The sequence below is a fragment of the Streptomyces sp. NPDC040545 genome (assembly GCF_055595065.1).
In genome coordinates, this window is sequence record NZ_JBVIWA010000025.1 from 61,981 (window position 1) to 83,758 (window position 21,778).

Genomic DNA, 21,778 nt, shown 5'->3' on the forward strand with positions numbered 1-21,778 from the left:
GGCACAGGACGCGGACGGGCCCCAGGCGATGCCTGGGGCCCGTCCGCGTTCCCGTAGGGCTGCTAGACCGTTTCTGCGTCCCACGTGCGCAGCCGCAGTGGCAGTCTGGAGTCCCCGGAGGCCGTGGGCCGCACCGCGAGCACCTGGTTGACCCCGAGCCGGCCCCGCTCGAAGCCGAGCGCGCAGGCCGCCATGTAGAGCTGCCAGACCCGGGCCCGCCCGGGCGAGGTCAGCCGGACCGCCTCCGCCCAGTGCTCCTCCAGCCGGGCCACCCAGGCCCGCAGGGTCAGCCCGTAGTGCTCGCGCAGCGCCTCCACGTCGCGGACCTCGAAGCCGGCCCGCTCCAGTTCGCCGACGGTGGTGCCGAGCGGGGAGAGCTCCCCGTCGGGGAAGACGTAGGCGTCGATGAACTCGTCGACCCGGTACGCCTCCTCGTCCGGCTCCGGCGGACGGGCGATCTGGTGGTTCAGCAGCCGCCCGCCGGGGCACAGCAGGGCGTGCAGGGTACGGGCGTAGTCCCGGTAGCGGTCCGCCCCGACGTGTTCGGCCATCCCGATGGAGGAAATGGCCTCGTACGGCCCGTCCTTGACGTCCCGGTAGTCCTGGATCCGGATGTCCACCAGATCCGTCAGTCCCTCGTCCGCGACCCGTTTACGGGCGTACACGGCCTGCTCGCGGGAGAGCGTGACCCCGGTGACCCGGACGCCGTACTCGCGGGCGGCGTGCAGCGCCATGGAGCCCCAGCCGCAGCCGACGTCGAGCAGCCGGTCCCCGGGCCGCAGGGCGAGCTTGCGGCAGACCAGGTCGAGCTTGTCGTGCTGGGCCTGCTCCAGGGTGGAGCCGGGGCTCCAGTAGGCGCAGGAGTACACCATCGAGGGGCCGAGGACCCGTTCGTAGAAGTCGTTGCCGACGTCGTAGTGGTGGCTGACGGCCCGGCGGTCACGGATCTTGCTGTGGCGTGTTCCGCCCCGCCGGTCCGCCTCCTCGGCGGGGGGCGGGGGCGGCGGCAGCGGTCCGGCGAGGGCGATCAGCTCGCGCGCGGCCGCCCGGTGGGCGGCGTCGCGCCACCTCGCCCCCGGCAGGTCGGAGAGCGCGGGGAGCCCGGCTCGGCGCGCGAGGTTCCCCAGGGTCGCGATCGGCCGGGGCCCGGTCTGGGCCGTGGAGACGGCGGGGCCGACGGGCGGCAGGTCCGGCCCGCGTTCCCACAGCAGGCCCGCCACCCGGTCCAGCAGGTCGAACAAATCGCCCTCGACCGTCAGTTCGCCCGCCACCCAGGCGCGGGCCAGCCCCAGCTCGCCGGGCCTCCACAGCATCCGCCGTACGGCGCGGCGGTCGTGGATGACGAGCACGGGGCCGTCGGGCGGGCCGGCCTCGCTGCCGTCCCAGGCCCGCACACGTACCGGCAGCGGGGCACCCAGCAGGGTCTCGGCAACAACGGCGAGCCGCGGCGCGGCGTCGGTCATGGCGCACCTCCACAAAAGCTCCGACCCCTCCCTCTACCCATCCCGGGCCCCGGGTACGCCGAAGGGGCCGCCCGCACCACGGATGGCGGGCGGCCCCTTCGGGGTCGTACAGGTCGTACAGGTGAAGCAGATGGAGCAAGTGAGGCAGGTGGAGCTCAGGTCCTGCCGGTCACACGGGTCAGGCCTTGGCCTTCGCGGCCGGGGCAGCGGCGGCGGCCGGGGCCGGCGCCGGCTTGGCGGCCTCGTAGAACTCCTCGCGGGGGGTCTCCAGCGCACCGAGGGAGACGACCTCGCGCTTGAGGAACATCGCGAGGGTCCAGTCGGCGAAGACGCGGATCTTGCGGTTCCAGGTCGGCATGGCCATGCCGTGGTAGCCACGGTGCATGTACCAGGCCAGCCGGCCCTTGAGCTTGATCTTCGTCTTGCCCATGACGATCATCGCGACGCCCTTGTGGAGGCCGAGGCCTGCCACCGCACCCTTGTTGGAGTGCGAGTACTCGGCCTGCGGGAAGCCCCGCATGCCCGAGATGACGTTGTCGCCGAGGACCTTGGCCTGACGCAGCGCGTGCTGGGCGTTCGGCGGGCACCAGGCGTTCTCGACGCCGGCCTTGCGGGCGGCCACGTCCGGGACCTGGGCGTTGTCGCCCGCGGCCCAGATGTAGTCGGTGCCCTGGACCTGGAGGGTCGGGGCGGTGTCGACGTGGCCGCGGGGGCCGAGCGGCAGGCCGTAGCGGGCCAGGGCCGGGTTCGGCTTGACGCCGGCGGTCCACACGATGGTGTTGGAGTCGACCTCGAGGCCGTTCTTCAGCACCACGTGGCCGTCCACGCAGGAGTCCATGGAGGTGCTGAGGTAGATCTCGATGCCGCGGGACTCGAGGTGCTCCTTGCCCCAGGTGCCGAGCTTGGGCCCGACCTCGGGAAGGATCTTGTCGGCCGCGTCGACCAGGATGAAGCGCATGTCCTCGCGCTTGATCGTGGAGTAGTACTTCGCAGCGTCCCGGGCCATGTCCTCGACCTCACCGATGGTCTCCGCACCGGCGAAGCCGCCGCCGACGAAGACGAAGGTGAGGGCCTTGCGGCGGACGTTCTCGTCCGTCGTGGACTCGGCCTTGTCGAGCTGCTCGAGAACGTGGTTGCGCAGGCCGATGCCCTCTTCGACGCCCTTCATACCGATGCCCTGTTCGGCGAGGCCGGGGATCGGGAAGGTACGGGAGACGGCGCCGAGCGCGATCACCAGGTAGTCGAAGGGCAGCTCGTACGCCTCGCCGACGAGCGGCGTGACGACGGCGACCTTGCGGTCCTGGTCGATGCTGGTGACCCGGCCGGTGAGAACCTCTGCCTTGGGCAGCACGCGTCGCAGCGGGACGACGACGTGCCGAGGCGAGATGCTGCCTGCGGCCACTTCAGGGAGGAAGGGCTGGTAGGTCATGTACGAGCGCGGGTCGACGACCGTGACGGTCGCCTCGCCGTAGCGCATCTTCTTCATGATGCGCTTGGCTGCGTACAGGCCTACGTACCCACCTCCTACAACGAGGATCCTGGGACGCTCCGTGGTGCTCATGGAACGAGTATCCAGCACCCAATGGGGTGTCGCTCGTGAGCCCCTTCACAAGGACTGGGAGACCCTCTGCTACACTCCGCCGCCCACGTGACCGAGGTCATGGTGCGCGACGGGAACCAGAAGGTGTCCGGAGTCGTTGTTCACCCGTCCTGAACTGGCCTCCAAGGCCGAAAGCGGACTGGACCACAGGGGTTCGTCCATACCTCCGACGCGGATCTCGTCGCCTCCGCCGATCGCACGAACGCACGCGAAAAAGGGCCTGAGGGCCTCCGGAGGGGCCCGAAGGACCCTTCCATCGGCCTCACAGACCCTTTTTCCTTGTGAAGAACTTCACGAACTTGATGTGGATCACGGGCCCGAGAGCCCCTCACAAGCTGCTTCGAAGGTCGTTCAGGCGATGGACCAAGCGATTCCATCGAGGATGTCGTGCTCCGACACGACAACCTCGGAAGCGCCGATGCGTTCCATGATCGCCAGCAGCACCAGCGCGCCCGCGCCGATCACGTCCACCCGGCCCGGATGCATCACGGGGATCGCCGCGCGCTCGGCGTGCGTCGCCGTCAGCATCCGCTCGCTGATCTCCCGCACCTGCTCGTAGGAGATCCGGGAGTGGTGGATCGCGGACGATACGTACTCGGGCAGCCCCAGCGCGATCCCGGCGACCGTGGTCACCGAGCCGGCCAGGCCCACCAGCGTGCGCGCCTCGGCCAGCGGGACGCTCTCGGCGGCCAGGTCCAGCGCCGCCTCGATGTCGGCCCGGATCGCGGCGACCTGCTCAGCGGTCGGCGGGTCGGTGACGACCCCGTCCACCACCAGGTGCCGCTCGGTCATCCGGACGCAGCCGATGTCCACGGACCGCGCGGCCCGTACGTGCTCCTCGCCGACCACGAACTCGGTCGAGCCACCGCCGATGTCCACCACCAGGAACGGTCGCTCCAGGTGTGCGTGCGCCGTCAGTTCCCTGGTCGCGCCGGTGAAGGAGAACTCCGCCTCCTGGTCACCGGAGATCACCTCGGGCTCGACCCCCAGGATGTCCAGGACGCCCCGGACGAAGTCCGCCCGGTTCTCCGCGTCCCGGGAGGCGGAGGTCGCCACGAAGCGCACCCGCTGCGCACCGAACTCCTTGATGACGCCCGCGTACTCGCGGCAGGCGGCGAAGGTGCGCTCCAGCGCCTCCGGGGCCAGGCGCCCGGTCCGGTCCACGCCCTGGCCGAGCCGGACGATGGTCATCCGGCGGTCCAGTTCGGTCAGCTCGCCGGTGGCCGGGTCGCAGTCCGCCACGAGCAGCCGGATGGAGTTCGTACCGCAGTCGACGGCGGCGACCCGGGTCACGCCCCCGGCTCCTTGCCGTCGGTCTTCTTCTCCCCGCACGGGACGACGCAGGCGCCCTTGGCCCACCACTCCGGCAGCATCGCCAGGGCCTCGTCACCGAACGGGTTCACCCCGGGGCCGGCGGCCAGGGAGTGGCCGACCAGCACGTGCAGGCACTTCACCCGGTCCGGCATGCCGCCGGCGCTCGGGAAGCCCTGGAGCACCTCGATGGCGTCGCGCCGCTGGATGTAGTCCTCGTGGGCGGCCTGGTAGGCGGCGGCCAGTTCCTTGTCCTCGGCGAGCCGGGCCTGCATCTCCTTCATCACGCCGTTGGCCTCCAGCGTGCCGATCGCGGAGGCCGCGCGCGGGCACGTCAGGTAGTACAGCGTCGGGAAGGGGGTGCCGTCGGGGAGCCGCGGGGCGGTCTCCACCACGTCCGGCTGCCCGCAGGGGCAGCGGTGCGCGATGGCGCGCAGACCGCGCGGCGGGCGGCCGAGCTGCTGCTCGAACGCCTCGATGTCCGCGTCGGTCGGCTCGGTCCGGTCGGTCTGGGGCGGGGGCGTCTGCATGCCTGGAGGAAGTCTCTTCGTTCTCGTGGATGGGTGCTGCGGTACGGCGGTACGGATCACTCGCCGGGGCGGTCGGCCTTGTCGACGCCGTCCCAGACGTTGGAGTACCAGGGGCGGTCGGAGCCGGCGTGGCCGGTCCCGTGCGGTTGCGTGGGCTGGGCCCCGGGGTCGCTCATGATGTAGCCGATCTCCCCCGGGCGCAGGAAGTGCAGGTGCTTGCGCGCCTGCTGCTCCGCGTAGGCGTCGTCCTGCCAGCGGGCCTTCTCGTCGCGGAGCCGCTCCATGCGGTCCCGCGCGGCCGCGGCGGCCCGCTGCTGCTTCGCGATCTCCGAGCGCTGGGAGACGTACTGGCGCATCGGATACGCGAGGGCGACGACCAGCGTACAGAGGACGAGCACCAGGAGCGCGGCGCGGCCGGTGAGCCGGCTGCGGCGGACCTGACGCCGCGACTGCGACCGGTAGACGTGGGCGGCGGTCCGCTCCCCGAGCTGCTTGAGCCTGGTCGCGGTGGAGAAGGTGGAGAACCGGTCCCGGTTCCCGGCCATTGGTCCGCCTCCCCTAGGTACGCACTACGCAATACGTCCCCGCACACGGTACGGGACCGAGTGCGGGGACGTACGGAGGCCAGCCCCTCAGGGGGGTGATTAGCCCTTGAAGCGCGGGAAGGCGCTGCGGCCCGCGTACACCGCGGCGTCGTCGAGGATCTCCTCGATGCGCAGCAGCTGGTTGTACTTGGCGACACGGTCCGAGCGGGCCGGGGCGCCGGTCTTGATCTGGCCGCAGTTCACGGCGACGGCGAGGTCGGCGATGGTGACGTCCTCGGTCTCACCGGAGCGGTGGGACATCATGCACTTGAAGCCGTTGCGCTGGGCCATCTCGACGGCGTCCAGGGTCTCGGTCAGCGAACCGATCTGGTTCACCTTCACGAGCAGGGCGTTCGCGGAGCCCTCCTCGATGCCGCGGGCCAGACGCTCCGGGTTGGTGACGAACAGGTCGTCACCGACGATCTGGACCTTCGCGCCGAGGCGGTCGGTGATGGTCTTCCAGCCGTCCCAGTCGTCCTCGAACAGCGGGTCCTCGATGGAGACGAGCGGGTACGCCTCGACGAGCTCGGCGTAGTAGTCGGTCATCTCGGCGGCCGAGCGGGACTTGCCCTCGAACTCGTACTGGCCGTCCTTGTAGAACTCGGACGCGGCGACGTCGAGCGCGAGCGCGATGTCCGTGCCCGGGGTGTAGCCGGCCTGCTTGATGGCCTCGATGATGAGGTCGAGCGCGGCGCGGTTGGACTCCAGGTTCGGGGCGAAGCCGCCCTCGTCGCCCAGGCCGGTGGAGAGGCCCTTGGTGTGCAGGACCTTCTTGAGGGTGTGGTAGACCTCGGCACCCCAGCGCAGCGCCTCGGAGAAGGACTCCGCGCCGATGGGGGCGATCATGAACTCCTGGATGTCCACGTTGGAGTCGGCGTGCGATCCACCGTTGAGGATGTTCATCATCGGAACGGGCAGCAGGTGCGCGTTCGGACCGCCGAGGTAGCGGAAGAGCGGAAGGTCCGAGGCCTCGGACGCGGCGTGCGCGACGGCCAGGGAGACGCCGAGGATGGCGTTGGCGCCGAGCGAGCCCTTGTTGTCGGTGGCGTCCAGGTCGAACATGGCCTGGTCGATCAGGCGCTGCTCGGTGGCGTCGTAGCCGACGAGCTCCGGGCCGATCTGCTCGATGACGGCGAGGACGGCCTTCTCGACACCCTTGCCGAAGTAACGGTTGGGGTCACCGTCACGCAGCTCGATGGCCTCGAATGCACCGGTGGAGGCGCCGGACGGAACTGCAGCACGGCCGGTGCTGCCATCGTCGAGGCCCACCTCGACCTCGACCGTGGGGTTGCCTCGGGAGTCCAGGATTTCCCGGGCTACGACGACGTCGATGGACGGCACGAGCATCTCCTTCTGGGATGTGACGCTGAGTGTGCGGTGGCGTGTCAGGCCGTGGGATGGCCTTGCCGCCTAGAGCCTAACCGGCTCCGGGCACTGGGCCGCCCGACCGCCCGGACCCTGGGACGAAAAAGGGACCGAATACCCCTCTTCCGGGACATAGGTAGCTTGATCATCGGGCTTCGGGGGGCCACACGCAGCACCGCCCGGCGCGTGGGGCACGCGCCGGGCGGTGGAAATCCTGCACGGGGTCAGCTGACGCCGCGTACAGGTTTCGGCGGCTTCTGCCGCAGTGTTCAGCTGAGCTTCAGCTTCTGGCCCGGGAAGATCAGGTCGGCGTCGGAGACGATGTCCTTGTTCAGCTCGAAGAGCTTCTCCCAGCCGCCCTTGACGCCGTTGGCCTCGGCGATGGTGCCCAGGGTGTCGCCCGGCTTGACCTCGTACGAGCCGTTGCCGGTCTTCGGCGCGGCCGGAGCCTCGGCGCGCTCGGAGCGGGTGGTGGGAGCCTCGGGACGCTTGGTCTCCTTCGGCGCGGCCTTGGTCTCGGTCTTCGGCTTCTCGGCCTTCGGCTTCGACTGCGGCTTGGACTGCGGCTTGGACGATGCCGGGGCCTCGGAGCCGCCACCGGTGTAGGCGGAGTTCGACAGGCCCTTGCCGCAGGACGGCCAGGCACCCTTGCCCTGGCTCTTGAGGACCTTCTCCGCGATGGCTATCTGCTGCGACTTGGAGGCCTGGTTGGCCTGCGGGGCGTACGACTTGCCACCGAACCCGGCCCACGTGGAGGGCGAGAACTGCAGACCGCCGTAGTAGCCGTTGCCCGTGTTGATGGACCAGTTGCCGCCGGACTCGCACTGCGCGACCTTGTCCCACTCGGACGTGGTGGCGGCGCTGGCGGTGCCCGCGGCCATCAGGGGGGCGGCCACGGCCACACCGGCTACACCGGCGAGCGTGACGATCCGGACAGACCGCTCGATTGCAGTACCGCGACGGTGCTTGCCCTTGCCGGAAAGCAGCATGGAGTTTCTCCTCACCGACGCCTACGAGGTGAGCTGTCGGGTTCGGGCGAGTGAGTTGCCCGGCCGTGCGACCTAGCGCACGTCTTAACCCCAAGCCGGTGGCGTGACCGTCTCTCAACGGCCGCTCCCGGCACCTACCTTGGTTCCCCCGCTCCTGCCTTCGGCGCTTGACGCGACGACTGTTCCCCCCGTCCGCCGGCAGGATTCGGCGATGCGGTCGAAGGAGCTCGCGGTGGCGAGCGATTCAGAAGGTAGACAGGTCCCTCCCCGATGTTCAACGAGGAACATCGGGGAGAAACGGCCCCTACTTGCGCTCCCCGCAGGGGTGTTTGCGCAGGTGAGGACGGGGTTTGCGGAAGCCCCGGGGCGGGACACGCCAGTTGACCGGAAGAGACACATGTCTCACTTACAGAAATCCGACATTCGACTCTTTCCGGGTAACTGAACTGTCCTTATTGCGGAGTTAGGTCCAGGTTCTGGCCCGGCTTGATGAGGTCGGCGTCCTCGCCGATGACTTGCTCATTGGCCTGGTAGAGACCGTTCCAGCCCCCCTTTACGCCCTTGGCAACCGCGATGGTCGCCAGGCTGTCGCCCGCCTGGACCGTGTAGGTGGGGTCCGACGCGGCATCAGAGGGGGTCTCCGGCGCACCGCGGTGCTTGCCACTGCCCTCGACAGGAGTGGCGCCGGTGGTCTGCGGGACCGCCGGGGCCGCGGGGGCCGTCGGGTCGACCGGGGGCAGTCCCGGCGTGACGGGCGAGGTGGTGGGCACGGTCGGGTCCACCGGCAGCGTCGGCGCCGTCGGGTCGACGGGGGTCGGCGTGCCGGTCGGGCCGCCCGGCTGGACCGGAGCCGTCGGGTCGACCGGAGGCGTCGTCGGGACGTCCGGCGCGGGCATGACGGGCAGTCCGATGGACGGCGCGTCGGGTATCAGGAACGGGGTGCTGGAGGGGCTCGGAGCCGGGGCCGGGGTCGGGGACCCGTAGTCCGTGGACGGCTTGCCGCCCCCGGTGGACGGAACGGCGTCGTCCGGGCGGGACGGCGCGGGGGCGATCGGGCCGTGGCCGCCGGGCAGACCGGGGTCCACCTGTGCGGCGGGGCTCTCCCGGACCAGACCGGCCGAGGCCGCGCACAGCGGCCAGGCCTGCGGGCCGGTCGAGCCGAGCACCCGCTCGGCCACGGCGATCTGCTGGGAACGGCTCGCCAGGTCGGGGCGCTCGGCGAAGTCGAGCCCGCCGGCGCTCTGCCACTCCTCCTGGGTGAACTGGAGTCCGCCGTAGGCGCCGCTGCCGAAGTTCGCGCTCCACGAGCCGCCGCTCTCGCACTCGGCGACCTTGTCCCACGTGGACGTGTCGGCGGCGGTGGCGCTGGTGGCGGCCAACAGCGGCATGGCCAGCGCAGAGCCAGTGACTCCGGCTGTGACGACCAGCGCGGGGACCTGGCGGGGGCGTCTGTGACGGCCGTTCCCGGAGAGCATGAGGGATCACCTTTCGCATATAACAGCGGGGTAACGGCAGAACCTAGCGGCCTTCGAACGATTGTCACAAGTTCAAGCCGAACCTGACTTTTAATCAGCTTTCGCGCAAGTGTTTTGAGCCGCGAATCGAACGGGAAGAGTGCGGAGCCCTCGCATGATCAACCCCCCGCGCCAGCGCAGGTCTTGGGGTGGAACGGCGAGTTCCAGATCGGGCAGACGCGTCAGCAAAGTCGCGAGCGCGGTCTGTCCTTCGAGCCGGGCGAGCGGAGCGCCCAGGCAGTAGTGGATGCCGTGCCCGTATCCGAGGTGCTGGTTGTCGGTCCGGGAGAGGTCGAGGGTGTCCGGGTCCGCGAAGCGCTCCGGATCCCGGTCGGCGGCCGCGAGGACGACCAGGACCGGATCGCCGGCCTCGATCCGCATGCCGCCGAGGGTCAGCGGCTCGGTGGCGAACCGCCAGGTCGCCAGCTCCACCGGGCCGTCGTAGCGCAGCAGTTCCTCGACCCCGGTGGCCAGCAGTCCGCTCTCCCCGGCGGCGAGGGAGAGCTGGAGGCGCTCGCGCTGCCCGGGGTTCATGAAGAGGGAGTGGACCCCGTTGCCGATGAGGTTCACGGTGGTCTCGAAACCGGCGAAAAGCAGGATGAATGCCATGGCGGTGGCCTCGCCCTCCGTCAGATGGTCGCCGTGATCGCTCGCCCGGATCAGGTCGGAGATCAGGTCATCACCCAGATCATCCCTTTTGCGGTGGATGAGTTCACCGAGGTAGGTCCGCATCTGCTTGACCGACCGGGCGACCCCGCCGCGCGGACCGCCACCGTGGCGGATCATCATCCCGGCCCAGTCGCGGAAGTCGTCCTGGTCCTCGCGCGGTACCCCGAGCATCTCGCAGATGGCGTAGATGGGGAGCGGGAAGGCGAACTCGTGAATGAGATCAGCCTCACCCTTCCCCGCGAACCCGTCGATCAGGTGGTCGGTGAGCGCCTGCACCCGCGGGGCGAACTCGGCGACCCTGCGTGGGGTGAAGGCCTTCGACACCAGCCGCCGCAGCCGGGTGTGGTCCGGCGGGTCGATGTTGAGCAGGTGCGTCATCAGCTCCGCCTTGCGCTCCCCCGGGATCCCGGTCTTGCCCTTGGCGTGCGCGGGCTCCGCGTGGTGTGCCGGATTCTTGCTGAGCCGCTGGTCGGCGAGGGCCTGGCGGGCGTCGGCGTACCGGGTGACGAGCCACGCCTCGACCCCGCTGGGCAGCTTGGTGCGGTGCACCGGGGAGTGCTCGCGCAGCCAGGCGTAGGCCGGGTAGGGGTCGGTCGCGAACTCCCAGTCGAAGAGGGTGGGGCCCTCGGCGGAAGGGGGGTCGGCGGGAGTGTCCGCGGGGATTTCGGCGGGTGTTCCGGAGGTCTGCTCGTGCACCTGATGACCGTATCCCGGCACCGAACCCCCATCCGATATGGGTGGTTCGTCGCGGCTGTCCGTAGATCGGCCATCCCTTGACCTGAACTTCTCCGGCATTCCTACTTTCGGTTTTGTGGATGCCAGGATCTTGAAAAGCAGTTTCGCGGTGGTGGAGAGACGGGCCGAGCACGCCGTCAAGTTCTTCTACACCCACCTCTTCTGGCACAACCCCGGAGTCCGCGCCCTCTTCCCGGCCTCCCTCCACGACATGGAACGCCAGCGGGACCGGCTCTTCGCCGCGCTCACGCACGTGATCGCCCACCTCGACGACGAGTCCCTCGGCCCCTACCTGCGCGACCTGGGGCGCGACCACCGCAAGTTCCTGGTCCGCCCCGAGCACTACGCCGCCGTCGGCGCCAGCCTGCTCGCCGCGCTCGCGGAGACCTCCGGCGAGGCCTGGACCCCGCCGGTCGAGAAGGCCTGGGCCGAGGCCTACCAGGTGATGGCCGACGCGATGACGGCCGGCGCCGACGCGAGCGAGGACCCGCCGTGGTGGGACGCGGAGGTCGTACGCCACCTCCAGTACGGACCGGACATAGGCATCCTGACGCTGCGGCCGCACGCCCCCTTCCCCTATCTCCCCGGCCAGTACACGAGCGTGAGCAGCGAACGGGTCCCGACGACCTGGCGGACCTACTCCATCGGCAACGCCCCCCGCCCCGACGGCACCCTCGACCTGCACGTCAGCCGGGTCGACCAGGGGCGGCTGAGCACCGCCCTGGTCCGCGAGACCCGGCCGGGCGACGTGCTGCGGCTCGGCGCCGCCGGCGGGCAGCTGACCTTCCGCCGCGAGGACCGCCCGGTCAGCCTGATCGCCGCCGGCACCGGCTGGGCGCCCATCCGGGCCCTGCTGGAGGATCTCGCGGAGCGTCCTCCCGATCAGGACGTACGGCTCTTCGTGGTGGCCCGGGACGGCGCGCACCTCTACGACCGCCCGCTCATCGACGCGTTCGCCGCCCGCTGCGGCTGGCTCGCCGTCACCTACATCACGCCCGCGCCCGGGCAGCACCGCAACCAGGCCACCGACCGGCTGGCGACCGCGCTGGGCAACCGGGGGCTGTGGCCGGACCAGGACGTCTACCTCAGCGGTCCACCGCCGTTCGTCGACGAGACCGCCCATCTCCTCCAGGAGCTCGGCGCCCGCCCCGGCCGCCTTTTCCACGACGCGGTACCGGCCCGGGGCCACGGGTACGGGGAGCGCCCGCTGGGATTCGGCGAGTGGTTCCTGGACCGCCCGGCGCCCCACTGGCACGACCCCTCGGCCCGTGCCCCGAGGACGTACTGAAGGAGTAAGGAGTCTCTGCGGGGTGTCAGGGGGTGTCGCCCGGCTCCGCCACGCCCTCGGCCGCCCGGATCGCGTCCCGGTAGGCGCGGGCCGCCGCGCGCAGCGCGGTCTCGGGGTCGGTCCCCGCTGCCTCGGCGCGGGCCGCGAGCTCCAGCAGCTCGTACCCGATGCCCTCGCCGCGGGGCAGCTCCACGGCCACGCCGCCCGTACGGGCCCGGCCCGCGAGCTTGGCGGCGAGCGCCAGGCCGGGCTGGCCCACCGGGATCCCGTCGGTGACCGACTCCCGCCGCTTCTCCACCGCCTTGGTGCGCTGCCAGTGCGCGTTGACGTCCTCGGGGGTCTCGGCCTCCGCGTCGCCGAAGACGTGCGGGTGCCGGTGGATCAGCTTCGTGACGAGCGCCCCGGCCACGTCGTCGATGGAGAAGGCCTCGTCGGGATCCTCGTGCTCCTCGGCGATCCGGGCGTGGAAGAACACCTGGAGCAGCACGTCGCCGAGCTCCTCGCGCAGCTCCTCCCGGGCCCCGTCCTCGATGGCCTCGACCAGCTCGTAGGCCTCCTCGATCGCGTACTTGGCCAGGCCCCGGTGGGTCTGCCGGGAGGTCCACGGGCACTCGCGCCGGACCCGGTCCATCACCTGGACCAGGTCGAGCAGGCGCGCGCCCGGCAGGTCGTAGGAGCCCGGCAGCAGTTCCAGGTCGGGCATGGAGACCCGGCCCGAGCCGGCCAGCCGGGCCAGTCCGTCGGTGAGCCGCTGGTCGCCCTCGCCGCCCGGGAGCACCACGACCGTACGGCCGCCCGCGCAGGCCTCGACCAGCGCGTGCGCGTCCGGGCTCTCGAACGCGACCTCGATGCCCGCCTCCCGCAGGTACGGCAGCTGCGGGTGGCCGGGGTCGGCGCACAGCACCCGGTCCGCGGCGTGCAGGGTCTGCCATGCCGGCCAGGACAGCACGCCGGGGGCGACCCGGTGGCTGGTGGTCAGCAGGACGATGCGGCCCGTGGGCTCGGCAGCGGCGGCGGTGGGTTCGGAGTGGTCGGTCACCCTCCGAACCTACCTCCGGCGCGCCGGCCCGCGGTCCGGGGGGACCCCGGAGCGTCAGGCTCCGGCCGGAGCCGCCTCGGGCCGCGTCCGCTGGGTGATCCAGGGCGTCTCCCCCGTGCCGAGCTTGATCTCCTTGGCGTCCCAGGCGCCGTAGCGCGGGTTCACCTCGATGTGCAGTGCCTTGACGGCGGCGCGGGCGGGCTCCTCCAGCTTCCCGGCTCCGTACTTGGCGGTGAGCGCGGTGAGGAGCACCCGGTCGCGGAGGAAGCGGTCGACCTGGCCGGGGGCCATGGCCCCCTTCTGCAGGAGCAGTGCCTCGAACTGCTCCTCGCCGCCGTTCTCGTCGACGTACGCCTTGCGTTCGTCCTCGATGTTTTTCTGGGTGGCCGTGAGCCCGGCGGTGTCGGCCATCTTGTCGATGATCCGGCTCTGCAGGAGCGCGTCGAGCTTCTGCCGCTCCAGGTGGGGGGTGCTCGCGATGAGCTCGGCGGCGGCCTGCCCGGAACGGTTCTGCGCCGCGCGGACGTCGTTGACCTGGGCCTGGAGCGCGGAGGTGGTGATCCGTTCGCCGCCCACGACGGCCGCGGTGCCGGGACGGGGCTCGCCCGAGCAGGCGGACAGCAGGGGCGCCGCCACGAGCAGGGCGGCGGAGACGGAGAGCGCTGTGCGACGGTGCAAAGGAGCCTCCAGGGCCGGGAGATTGTGCGTCGGTGCACAAAGGGCCGTGCGGTGATCGATGTTATGAGGTCACGGTGATCCGGACCACCGGTTCGACCAACGATTCACGCGCGGACCGAACACGCACCGTTCATAAGTGAGCCGACGGGCACCGGCGGGTCCGGCGCGCCACCCGTCACCCGTTCTGGGGACCCCGGCCCCGGGGCAAGGGCCGGATCGGCCACCGGCAACCCTGAGGCCACCCTTCGGTCACCCGGCCCTGCCAAGGTCGGCCCACCATGTCGACAACGCACCGCTCGCCGCGTCCCTCACCGCGCCGCCGGAGTCTGCTCGGATCGGCGCTCGCCGCCCTGCTCACGGCGGTGGCCGTGTGCGCCGGGGACGCCGCCGCCCGCGTGTTCCCCTACGGATCGCGCCACCGCAGCATCAACGACCTCGGCAACCAGTTCGTCCCCTTCCACGCGCAGCTGTGGGACCTCCTGCACGGCCGCGCGGAGGGCGGGCTGCTGTTCAACTGGCGCTCCGGCTACGGCATGAGCTTCCTGCCGGACCTGGGCACCTATCTGACCAGCCCCTTCGCCGTCCTCGTCGGGCTCTTCCCGCGCGCGGACATCGACCTCGCCGTGTACGTCGTCACCGTCCTGAAGATGTCGGCCGCGGCGGCGGCGATGGCCTGGCTGCTGCGCACGCAGCGCCGCGGGCCCTGGTGGGCGGCCGGGCTGCTCGGGGCCTCGTACGCGCTGTGCGGCTGGTCGGTGATCGAGGCCTCGTACAACCCGATGTGGCTGGACGGGCTGATCGCCTTCCCCCTGCTGTGCCTGACCGGTGAATGGGCCCTGCGCGGGCGCCGGATCCTGCTCGCGCCGCTGGTCGTCGCGATCTGCTGGACGGCGAACTTCTACACCGCCTACATGGCGACGCTGGGTGCGGCGCTGGTCCTGCTGGTACGGGTGGTGCTCACCCGGGAGGGGGCCCGGACCCGGCTGGCGGTGATCGCCCGGGGAGCCGGGACGACCGTGCTCGGGATCGCGCTCTCGGCACCCGTGCTCCTGCCCCTCTTCCTCAGCTCCGGGCAGGCCTACCCGGGGTGGGTCAGGGAGTTCCGGCCGGTGACCTGGGCGGACCTGTTCGCACGGCTGCTGCCGGGGACCTACTCCTTCTCCTCCCCCGCCGTCTTCGTCGGCACCGGGACCCTGCTGCTGGTGGCCGCGCTGCCCTTCCACCGCGCCGTCCCGCCGCGCACCCGGCTGTGGTGGGCGGGACTGACCGTGGCCGTGGCGCTGTCCCTCCAGTGGGCGCCGGCCCATCTGGCCTGGCACCTGTTCGCCACCCCGAACGGAAGCCCGTACCGGCAGACCTTCGTGCTGGCCGGGATCGCCGTGATCGCCGCCTGGACCGGGCTGGCCGCGGGCCTGCCGCGGCCGCCGGCGCTGGCCGCGGGTGCGGGGGTCCTGGCGGCCGCCGTGCTGTGGGCGCGCGACAGCCCCCTGGTGACGACGGCGGGCTACGCGCTCTTCGGCGGCGGGCTGGCGCTGGCGGGTGCGGCCTGGTGGGCGCTGCGCCACCGCCGCCTCGCGTGGCCGGCGGCCGGACTGCTCGCGCTGGTCCTGCTGGCACAGGCCGCCGCGACCACCGCCTACGGCCACAAGGGCAAGCTGGGCGGCCTGGACGACTACCCGTCCTGGGGGCCGGCGCACACCGCGCGCGCCGAGGCCCTGGCCGGTGCCGAGGGCTGGCCCGCCTACCGCACCGACCCGAGCCGGCCCGCCCTGACGGGCAACGACCCGCTGCTGCTCGGCGGCGAGGGCGGCGCGTACTACAGCAGCCACACCCCGGACGTGTTCACCCGCACGATGGTCGCGCTCGGGGCGGGCTGGACCTCGCGCGGACGCAACGTCCAGAGCATCGACAACCCGGTGACGGACGCCGTCTTCGCGGTCGGCGCACGCCTGCAGCCCGACGGCACGGTCCGCCGCGCCCCGGCGCCCCCGCTGGTGACGACCCGCCCGCCCGGCGCCGCCGTCTCCTACGCCGACGACTCCCCCTTCGCCAACCAGGAATCGCTGCTGGGCGCCCGGGTGTACGAGGACCCGCTCGCGCCCGGCATCTGCCGCGCGGGCACGGAGGCCTACCTGTGGGCCCCCGAGTACAACGCGACGGCCCGCCTCGCGGACGGCCCCGCCTTCCGGCTGAACGGCAACGCCCCCCGCAACCGGGCCGCCCTCCAGCCGATGGGCCCCTCCCGCGGGGAATCCTCGGCCCTGGTCTTCGATGCGGCCCCGCCCCCTCGGTGGACCCTGTCCTGCCTGGACCGGACGCGGCTCGACGCCGCGGTGGCCGGCCTGCGGGCCACGGCGGCGACCTCGGTCCGGGTCGGCTCCTCCGAGGTCCACGCCACGCTCCCGCCGGGCACGAGCGGCACGGCGGTCCTCTCGGTCCCCGCGATCGCCGGCTGGACCTGCAACGGCCGCCCGGCCTCCAGCCACCTGGGCCTGGTGGCGATCCCGCTCTCCCCCGGCACCACCGGGGTGAACTGCGCGTTCCGCCCGCCTGGTCTGGTCCCGGGGCTGGCGGCCCTGGCCGGCGCGCTGGGGATCCTGCTGGCCGCGGCCCTGCGGGGCCGGGCCCGCCGCGCCGCCCGCTCCGTCAGCGGACCTGGCTGAGCCAGTGCAGGGTGCGGCGGATCTCGGCCGGGAAGGGGTGGGCCGGGCCGTGCAGCCGTTCCGCGTCGAACAGCAGCCGGGCCAGGGTGTCGTGGGCCGCCTGGCGGTCGCCGAGGGAGAGCAGCAGGTGGGCTATCCGGCGGCGGACCTCCAGCGGCAGACCCGGGTCCGGATTGGCGTAGTGGTTCTCGAAGAACGGAAGCAGCGAGCGGTACTCCGCCAGGGCGGCGGCCGGCTCGCCCAGTTGCTCCAGGCACTGGGCCGAGTCGTAGCGGAAGCGCAGCGACTGGGGGTCCCCGGCCGGGAACTCGTCGGCGAGGCGGCGCAGTTCCGGCAGGGCGCGCCGGTACTGACCGTCGTCCATGAGCGTGGCGGCGTACTGCTTGCGCAGGGAGCGGACCACCGGCGAGTGCTCCCCGTGCTCGGCGGCGGCCGCCGGGAGGATGCCGCCGAGGATGTCCACGGCCTGGGTGAGCCGCCCCTCGTCCAGGAGCTTGCGGGCCTCGTCCACGGCGCCGGGGACGTCGGCCTTGGGCGGCGCGGGCGGGGTGCTCGGCCGGGGAGGGACGACCGCGGCCCGGTCCGGCCAGGGTGCCTGCGGGCGCAGGAAGGGCCGGGTCGGGTCGAGCGGGCCGGACGGGGTGCGGCTGCCTCGGGCGGGAAGCAGCGGGGCCAGGGCCTCGTAGACCTCCTGGGCGGAGGAGGGCCGGTCCTGCGGGTCCTTGGCGAGGAGGTGGAGCAGGAGCTTCTCCAGCTCCGGCGGGATCTCCGGGCGCATCTGGCGGACCGGGAGCGGGGGCTCGTACAGGTGGCGGTGCAGAACGCCGAGGGCGGTGGACCCGGCGAACGGGACGTTGCCGCTGAGGAGTTCGTACAGCAGCACGCCGAGGGCGTACAGGTCGGTGTACGGGCCGACGGCGCCGCCCATGGCCTGCTCGGGCGCCATGTACGCGGGACTGCCGATGGGCGAGCCGGTGCTGGTGAGGCGGGTGGTGTCGGTGTCCATCACCGAGGCCACGCCGAGGTCCAGGACGAGCACGGTGCCGTCCGGACGGACCATCACGTTGCGCGGCTTCAGGTCCCGGTGCACGATCGGCACCGCGTGCACGGCCGACAGGACCGAGCACAGCTGCGCGACGACGGCGACCGCCCACTGCCAGGGGTAGGGGTCGTGCTCGGCGAGGTGGTCGGCGAGGTCGGCGCCCTCCACGTAGCCCATGACGAGGAAGAGTTCGTCGCCGTCGCTGCCCGCGTCGTGGACGGTGACCAGGCCGGGGTGGTCGACCTGCGCGGTGACCCGGCACTCGCGCACGAAGCGGCGCCGCAGTTCCTCGGCGACCGTGCCGGGGCCCGCGACCTTGTCGGGGCGCAGCAGTTTGACGGCGACGCGGCGGTCGAGGCGCCGGTCGTAGGCGGTCCAGACCTGGCCCATACCGCCCTGGCCGAGGATGGTCGCGAGCTGGTAGCGGTCGCCGATGAGCCGGTCGGTCACTGCTGCGGGTCCTGGAACGGGGTCTGGTGGGGGTCGTGGCGGGGGCCGCCGGCCGGCGGGGTCTGCTTGCGCAGCAGCTCGCTGAGCTCGTCGAGCTCGGCACGGACCTGCCCGATGCGCGGGGGCGGCGTCGGCTGCGGCGGCACCTGCGGGGGCGCCGGCGTCGGCGCGGGGGTCGGCGTCGGGGTGGAGGGCCGGGTGGTGGCCGTGGCGGGCGGGTACCCGTAGGCGGGTCCGGACGGCTGCGGGTGGACGTACGGGGCGGACTGCGCCGGGTACCACTGCGCGGTCGGGGCCGTGCGCCGGGCCTCGTGGTGCTTGATGTCGGCGACGAGGAAGTACACGCAGATGGCGAAACCGGTGAAGATCGAGCCGCCGGCCCCCAGATTGCCCTGCCAGCCGTTGACTTCGGGCGTGGGGTCGACCTGGATGAGCGTCATCCACACGACGGCGAGCACACCGCTGGCCACCATCAGCGCCCAGTCACGGGACTTGCGGGTGACCAGGGCGAGCCGCAGCAACGACCCCCAGGCGAGGAAGCCGCAGCTGAGGATGGGCAGCAGCACGAACACCACGCGCAATGCCATCACACCCCCCGAATCGGACTGGGGGCCGTGCTGCGGCGGAAGGCCGGGGCCGTGCATCGCTGCTCCTGACGGGCCGTGCGGAAGAAGTTTCGGGTCTGAGGGTATACAGCGTTCCCGGCCAGGGGTGAGGGGATGCGCGCAACCGTTGCACGGTCGCTGCACGGCCGTTCACTCCGGCGTGACCGTGCCGTCGGAGAGGCCGTCGTGGAAACCCTGGACGAGCTGTTCGCCGAGCCGCCCCGCCAGCCGTAGCGCGTCCTCGAACTCGGCGAGCGCGCGGAAGCGGAGCCCGTAGCTCTGTTGCTGCGCCAGGGGCAGCCGGGGCAGCTGGAGCCGGCGTACGTCGAGCCGGGTGGCGGTGGAGGCGTGGCTGCTGGCGCGGCGGGTGTTGGCGGTGCCGCGCAGGAATCCGGCCAGGAACCACGGGTCGAGGGCGTCGGGGTCGGGGCGCAGCAGGGCCAGGCCGCGGCCGGGTACCGCGCCCGCGGCGGCCTCGTCGACGACCCGGGCGATGGCCGCGCCGCCGACGAGGGGGACGAGTACGTCGCCGGGGGCGGTGAGCAGGGGCTCGTCGGCGGTGGGCACCAGGGTGCCGGACGGGCCGCCCCCGGTGTAGACGTCCTGTTCGGTGAGGACGGGGGCCGAGCCGCTTCCGCCACCGGTGCCGGTGTGCAGTTCCAGGGCTCCGGCGCGGGCGAGTTCGCCGACGGTGGTCGTCGGCGGCCGGGCCGGGCCCCCGGCGGGCGCCGCCGCGGGCGGCGGGGTGAGCCGGGCGGCCCGGCCGAGGGTCTCGCCGAGCCGCTCCCGTACGGCGGTCAGTTCGGCCGGACCGCCACCGGCGGCCGGCGGGGGCAGGTGGCGGGCGGGGGTGAGGTCCACGTCGTCGTCCAGCAGCTCGATGACGGGGACGACCCGGCTGACGCCCGGCGTCTGCGCGACCGAGCCAGTGCGGTCGTACGCGCTCCAGGCGTCCTCCACCGCGCCGTGCACGGCGGGCCAGGCGGACCGGACCGGGGTGTCGGCGGCGAGGGCCGCGGTGTCGATGAGCAGCAGCCCGGCCGGGGGCGCCGCGTGCGGGGCGGGCCGGCGCAGCACCCACAGGTGCAGGGGGATCCCGTACGGGGGCGCGGCGCCGGCCGGGAGCGCGACGACGGCCCGCAGCGCGCCGCGGCGCAGCAGGTCGGCGCGGATGCGGCGGCCGGATCGGCGGGCGGCGACGGCGGGCGGCATGAGCAGTACGGCGGTGCCGCCCTCGCGCAGGTGGGCCAGGGCGTGCTGGACCCAGGCGAGTTCGGATTCGGTGCGGGCCGGGAAGCCGTACTCCCAGCGCGGGTCGTAGGCCAGTTCCTCGTGCCCCCAGCCGCGTTCGTTGAACGGCGGGTGGCAGAGCACGGCGTCGACGGTGTCCTGGGCGAAGGCGTCGGCCCGCAGGCTGTCCGCGGCGGCCGCGCGGACCTGGGGCGTTCCGTTCAGGGCGAGGCGCAGGGCGGCGAGGGCGGCGAGTTCGGGCGCGGAGTCCTGGGCGTACAGGGCGGTGGCGCCGGGGACGGCCCGCAGCAGGGTGCCGGTGCCGCAGGCGGGGTCGAGGACGGTGCGGGAGGAGGGCCCGGCGAGGGCGGCCATGAGCCCGGCGAGGCCGTCCGGGGTGAGCGTGTACTGGCGGGGGTTGGCGTCGAGGTGGCGCCCGAGGAGGAACTCGAAGGCCTGGCGGGCGCCGAGTCCGGCGGCGAGTTCGGCGGCGGCCCGCAGCAGCGGCATGGTGGCCGGGCGGAGCGGGATCCCGGCGAGCGCGTGGCCGGGCCCGAGGCGCGCGCCGAGCACCTGGTCGAGGACGGGCCGCAGCTGGGTGGCCATGCGCGCGTCGGAGACGGCGGTCAGCTCCAGCCAGTCGGCGGGCCGGTCCCGTACGACGAGCAGGGCGGCGCCCGCCTTGACGAGTGCGGTGACGGCCCCGCCGGGGTGGGCGGTGATCTGCTGCCAGACGCGTTCGCGCAGCGGGACCTCGGCGAGCTTGCCCTGGGCGCGCAGCCAGTGCTCGACCTCGTCCAGGGAGAAGGAGGGGCTGGTCTCGGTGCCGCCGACGGGCTTGGGGAAGTCGGCGTGGCGGCGCCGCCAGTTGCTCACGGCCGCGCGGCCCACTCCGGCCAGACGGGCGACCTCGGCCGCGGTGACTTCGGCCGCGGCGACCTCTGCTGCGGCGACCTCTGCTGCGGCGTTCTCCTCGGGCATGCCGGGGAGCATACCCGCTCACACCCGAGAGACCGATTCACAGCGTGAACCCAAGAACTTCCGTGAATCGTGTTGACTCGGTTCACGGGAATCTGCTGTGATCAGTGCGTCTTCACCGGCCGGACCGTCGCCGTCCGGCCAAAACGGAATACACTCGTCCGCTTCTCCTTCGATCGTCCTTTCCCCCGCCTTCCCAGCTGCCCTAGAGAGTCCCCATGCGCACCGCTCACCGCTTCACCGCCACCGCCGCCCTCGCCTGCGCCGCCGCCCTCGGCCTGACCGGATGCTTCGCGTCCGGCCCGTTCGCGGACCTGTCCGGCTCCGAGGTGGCGGACAAGTCCGTGGACGCCCTGCGCGGCGCCGCCTCGCTCACCGTCAGCGGCAAGGTCTGGGACGAGGGCAAGCCGATGGAGCTGAACATGGCCGTCAGCAAGGCCGGCGACTGCCGGGGCACGATCGCCGGCCAGGAGGGCTCCTTCGAGCTGATCCGCAACTCCGAGTTCGTGTTCATCAAGGCGGACGAGCCCTTCTACCGCTCGCAGACGAAGGACCTGCCCAAGGCGGAGGCGGACGAGGCGGTCAAGCAGCTGGCGGGCCACTGGCTGAAGTCGAAGACCTCGGACGCCGACGCCAAGGAGCTCGCCTCCCTGTGCGACCTGGACGAGCTGCTCAAGGAGTTCGACGACAGCAAGGGCGCCGAGAAGGGCAAGGTCACCTCGGTCGGCGGCCAGAAGGCCCTCACCCTGACCACGAAGACCGATGAGGGCACCGAGACCCTGCACGTGGCCACCGAGGGCACGCCGTACCTGCTCAAGGCGGGCGTCACCGGCAAGGAGCCGGCCGAGATCTCCTTCTCGGGCTTCGACAAGCCGGTCCAGGCCCAGGTCCCGGCCGGCGAGGACGTCATAGACGCCGACAAGCTGGGCTGAGCCGCGCACGCGCAAACGGCCGTGGGGGGGGGGGGGGGGGGGGGGGGGGGGAGGGGGGGGGTGAGGGGGGGGGGGGGGGGAGAGTGAGGCTGGGAGTAGGGACTCAGGACGGA

General features: G+C 72.5%; 17 protein-coding genes and 1 riboswitch. Of the genes, 3 read left to right on the forward strand and 14 right to left on the reverse strand.

Annotated features, from left to right (window positions below; all coding sequences use genetic code 11):
* Positions 1-62: 62 nt before the first annotated feature.
* From ACZ573_RS33490 to ACZ573_RS33530, 9 genes are all read right to left on the reverse strand, one after another.
* Positions 63-1,463 (reverse strand): class I SAM-dependent methyltransferase, encoded by a 1,401-nt coding sequence (locus tag ACZ573_RS33490; protein ID WP_471311732.1) that lies wholly within the window; start codon positions 1,461-1,463, stop codon positions 63-65.
* A 178-nt stretch (positions 1,464-1,641) separates the two neighbouring features.
* Positions 1,642-3,024 (reverse strand): NAD(P)/FAD-dependent oxidoreductase, encoded by a 1,383-nt coding sequence (locus ACZ573_RS33495; protein ID WP_030724662.1) that lies wholly within the window; start codon positions 3,022-3,024, stop codon positions 1,642-1,644.
* 390 nt (positions 3,025-3,414) lie between these two features.
* Entirely contained in the window at positions 3,415-4,356 is a 942-nt protein-coding gene (locus ACZ573_RS33500) for a Ppx/GppA phosphatase family protein (protein WP_471311734.1), read from the reverse strand.
* Positions 4,353-4,904: a DUF501 domain-containing protein gene (locus ACZ573_RS33505; RefSeq protein WP_471311737.1), complete on the reverse strand. Its 552-nt coding sequence runs from the start codon at positions 4,902-4,904 to the stop codon at positions 4,353-4,355. The genes ACZ573_RS33500 and ACZ573_RS33505 overlap by 4 nt, the downstream gene beginning before the upstream one ends.
* Before the next feature lie 56 nt (positions 4,905-4,960).
* Positions 4,961-5,449 carry an FtsB family cell division protein gene (locus ACZ573_RS33510; RefSeq protein ID WP_471311740.1) on the reverse strand — a complete coding sequence of 163 codons (489 nt, stop codon included), beginning with the start codon at positions 5,447-5,449 and terminating at the stop codon, positions 4,961-4,963.
* A 99-nt stretch (positions 5,450-5,548) separates the two neighbouring features.
* Entirely contained in the window at positions 5,549-6,829 is a 1,281-nt protein-coding gene (eno, locus tag ACZ573_RS33515) for a phosphopyruvate hydratase (protein WP_301370507.1), read from the reverse strand.
* Between the two features lie 293 nt (positions 6,830-7,122).
* Entirely contained in the window at positions 7,123-7,842 is a 720-nt protein-coding gene (locus ACZ573_RS33520; RefSeq protein WP_471311743.1) for a transglycosylase family protein, read from the reverse strand.
* 3 nt (positions 7,843-7,845) lie between these two features.
* A riboswitch (cyclic di-AMP (ydaO/yuaA leader) is annotated at positions 7,846-8,018 on the reverse strand.
* Between the two features lie 276 nt (positions 8,019-8,294).
* Entirely contained in the window at positions 8,295-9,230 is a 936-nt protein-coding gene (locus ACZ573_RS33525) for a transglycosylase family protein (protein ID WP_471311746.1), read from the reverse strand.
* Between the two features lie 177 nt (positions 9,231-9,407).
* Positions 9,408-10,721 carry a cytochrome P450 family protein gene (locus tag ACZ573_RS33530; protein WP_471311748.1) on the reverse strand — a complete coding sequence of 438 codons (1,314 nt, stop codon included), beginning with the start codon at positions 10,719-10,721 and terminating at the stop codon, positions 9,408-9,410.
* Between the two features lie 130 nt (positions 10,722-10,851).
* On the opposite strand from ACZ573_RS33530, the gene ACZ573_RS33535 reads away from it, so the two are divergent.
* Positions 10,852-12,048, forward strand: a complete 1,197-nt coding sequence (locus ACZ573_RS33535) for a globin domain-containing protein (protein WP_471311750.1) — start codon at positions 10,852-10,854, stop codon at positions 12,046-12,048.
* A 25-nt stretch (positions 12,049-12,073) separates the two neighbouring features.
* Here the strand turns inward: ACZ573_RS33535 and ACZ573_RS33540 are convergent, their stop codons facing one another.
* On the reverse strand, positions 12,074-13,087 hold the full coding sequence (locus tag ACZ573_RS33540) for a nucleoside triphosphate pyrophosphohydrolase (RefSeq protein ID WP_471311753.1): 1,014 nt from the start codon (positions 13,085-13,087) through the stop codon (positions 12,074-12,076).
* A gap of 54 nt (positions 13,088-13,141) precedes the next feature.
* Positions 13,142-13,765 (reverse strand): SurA N-terminal domain-containing protein, encoded by a 624-nt coding sequence (locus tag ACZ573_RS33545; protein WP_471311757.1) that lies wholly within the window; start codon positions 13,763-13,765, stop codon positions 13,142-13,144.
* A 278-nt stretch (positions 13,766-14,043) separates the two neighbouring features.
* On the opposite strand from ACZ573_RS33545, the gene ACZ573_RS33550 reads away from it, so the two are divergent.
* Entirely contained in the window at positions 14,044-16,428 is a 2,385-nt protein-coding gene (locus ACZ573_RS33550) for a YfhO family protein (RefSeq protein WP_471311760.1), read from the forward strand.
* On the opposite strand, the gene ACZ573_RS33555 is transcribed toward ACZ573_RS33550, so the two are convergent.
* The 3 genes from ACZ573_RS33555 to ACZ573_RS33565 all read right to left on the reverse strand — a co-directional run bounded on the left by ACZ573_RS33555 (position 16,412) and on the right by ACZ573_RS33565 (position 20,736).
* Entirely contained in the window at positions 16,412-17,920 is a 1,509-nt protein-coding gene (locus tag ACZ573_RS33555; protein WP_471311763.1) for a protein kinase domain-containing protein, read from the reverse strand. The genes ACZ573_RS33550 and ACZ573_RS33555 overlap by 17 nt on opposite strands.
* Positions 17,917-18,507 (reverse strand): hypothetical protein, encoded by a 591-nt coding sequence (locus ACZ573_RS33560; protein ID WP_471311766.1) that lies wholly within the window; start codon positions 18,505-18,507, stop codon positions 17,917-17,919. The genes ACZ573_RS33555 and ACZ573_RS33560 overlap by 4 nt, the downstream gene beginning before the upstream one ends.
* 168 nt (positions 18,508-18,675) lie before the next feature.
* Entirely contained in the window at positions 18,676-20,736 is a 2,061-nt protein-coding gene (locus ACZ573_RS33565) for an N-6 DNA methylase (protein ID WP_471311769.1), read from the reverse strand.
* Between the two features lie 215 nt (positions 20,737-20,951).
* Here ACZ573_RS33565 and ACZ573_RS33570 point away from each other — a divergent pair, with 215 nt between their 5' ends.
* Positions 20,952-21,665 carry a hypothetical protein gene (locus tag ACZ573_RS33570; protein ID WP_471311771.1) on the forward strand — a complete coding sequence of 238 codons (714 nt, stop codon included), beginning with the start codon at positions 20,952-20,954 and terminating at the stop codon, positions 21,663-21,665.
* Positions 21,666-21,778: the final 113 nt, after the last annotated feature.